Source organism: Arthrobacter sp. JCM 19049 (genome assembly GCF_001310435.1).
On record NZ_BAXF01000421.1, the window covers coordinates 1 to 1,900 of the forward strand.

The following is a 1,900-nucleotide window of genomic DNA, read 5'->3' on the forward strand; positions in this document are numbered from 1 at the left end:
GTGACCCCGGGGGACGCGGCCGAGGCCGCCGCCGGGTTCTGCGCGGCACTGGGCCTGAAGGAGATTCAGGTGTCCCGCGATGTGATCCTGGAGCCCGGGGCGCTGGCCGAACCGGACTTTGAAACCAACGAGCGGGTGATCGAGGACCTGGCCACCGGCAGCGTGGAGCTGACCAAGCTGGTCATGGACTTCTACAACGCCACCCACCAGTGGGACCCGGCGCAGATGACGCTGGGTTCGGCGCAGCGGATGCTGCTTGATGAGCACACCGGGGCGCAGGCCGCCCTGGTGCTGCGCGACCGGCCCAAGGCCCAGGGCGGGAACATCCTGGCCTTCGCGGTCAGCTACCTCCCGGCCCGGGAGAATGCGCCCAGTGACGTGCTGGTTGGGCACAACCCGGCGTTCAGCGACGAGGATGTGGCCGAGGCGGTGCGGGACATGGTGGCGATGCTGATCCACCAGTACCCGGTGAAGCTGGAGGTCGACTCCTCGATGTTCGTGCTCTCCTCCCTGGTGGACGCGCTGGCGGGGGTGGAGCAGGCCACGGTCATCTCCACCACCCACATCCTGGCCTCCGACGCCTAGCTCCGGCTGCCCGGAGGCAGGAGAACAACAGCGGGACCCGAACATTCGGGTCCCGCTGTTGTTTCAGCCTCCGGCGTGGGCCTGGGCGCTACTTCCAGCCGAGCTGGCGCACCACCTGGCTCAGGTTCGTCATGACCTCTTCGTTGTACTCCACCCCAGCTGGTTGGGCAGGGCGAAGAGCAGGTAGTCGGCCTCGTTCATGGCCGCATCCCGGTCGAATTGTTCGGCCAGCTCATCCAGCGACCCGGAATAGGTGGGTCCGGAGCGGGCCCGGCGTCCGTCGAGCACCCCCACCGAGTCCCCGGCCTCGCGGCGCCCGAAACACAGTTCGTCCAGGTCGGTGATGACCGGGAAGGCGCTGCGGGTCACCGCGGTCATCCCGCCGGTGCTGTGCCCGGAGTCCGCGTAGGACTGCCGGTACTGCTTGAGCTGATCGGCCTGGGTCAGGTGAAGGGGCGCCCGTCATCCTCCAGCAGCAGCGTGGAGGAGAGCAGGTTCATGCCCTCCTGGCCGGCCCAGACGCCCGAGCCGATGGTCGCCGCGCCCCACCAGATCCGGTTGCTCAGCCCCGGGGAGACCGGCGCGATCGGCACCAGCTCATCACCCTGGCTGGGATGGGCGATGCCCTGCCCGGCGATGGCGGTCCGGAAGCGTTCGGCCCGTTCCGGGTGTTCTGCGACCAGTCCTGCCCCTCGGGCAGCTCGAAGCCGAACTGCTGCGGCCCATCCACGACGGCAGAGGCGCGCCGCGGCTGATGCCCAGCTGCAGGCGGCCATTGGAGACCGCGTCCACGATCCCGGCCTCTTCGGCCATGTACAGCGGATTCTCATAGCGCAGGTCCACCACACCGGTGCCGACCTCCAGGGTGGTGGTGCGGGCGGCCATGGCCGAGAGCAGCGGGAACGGTGCGGAGAGCGAATGGGCGAAGTGGTGCACGCGCACCCAGGCGCCGTCGAAACCGGCCCGTTCGGCGGCCTGCGCCAAATCCACCATCTGGCGCACCGCGGCCGGGCCGTCGGGCACCGGCGAGGTGGTCGAGCCGCCCCAATGGCCGAAACTGAGGAAACCGATCTTCTTGGTCATCACATCTTCCGTTCGCTGATCAACCGCCCCGGGCGGGCTGTCACTCGGGTTAAGCTCTTTTCACCCAAGTTTCATTCCTGCCTAGTCAACTGACGATTGCTTGTGGAAGATCGACGTGAACAAGGTGAGCGGCGCCGCATCCGGGCCGTGGTCCGCCACCTAGTGAAGGGGGATGAGGCGCGGCTCGGCCCCCTCGGCGATGACCAGCACGCGGGCCGTGTCCTGCGGCAGG

3 protein-coding genes and 1 pseudogene are annotated in these 1,900 nt (G+C 68.5%); 1 reads left to right on the plus strand and 3 read right to left on the minus strand.

Going from position 1 to position 1,900, the window contains the following annotated elements:
- Positions 1–585, plus strand: a pseudogene (locus JCM19049_RS12920) (GNAT family N-acetyltransferase); the annotation flags it as partial.
- 129 nt (positions 586–714) lie between these two features.
- Here JCM19049_RS12920 and JCM19049_RS20865 read toward each other — a convergent pair.
- From JCM19049_RS20865 to JCM19049_RS20875, 3 genes are all read right to left on the minus strand, one after another.
- Positions 715–963, minus strand: coding sequence for a hypothetical protein (locus JCM19049_RS20865; protein WP_279403175.1), 249 nt, complete (start codon positions 961–963; stop codon positions 715–717).
- 65 nt (positions 964–1,028) lie between these two features.
- Entirely contained in the window at positions 1,029–1,178 is a 150-nt protein-coding gene (locus tag JCM19049_RS20870) for a hypothetical protein (RefSeq protein ID WP_279403176.1), read from the minus strand.
- Positions 1,179–1,185: 7 nt separating this feature from the next.
- Positions 1,186–1,668: an LLM class flavin-dependent oxidoreductase gene (locus tag JCM19049_RS20875; protein ID WP_279403177.1), complete on the minus strand. Its 483-nt coding sequence runs from the start codon at positions 1,666–1,668 to the stop codon at positions 1,186–1,188.
- Positions 1,669–1,900: the final 232 nt, after the last annotated feature.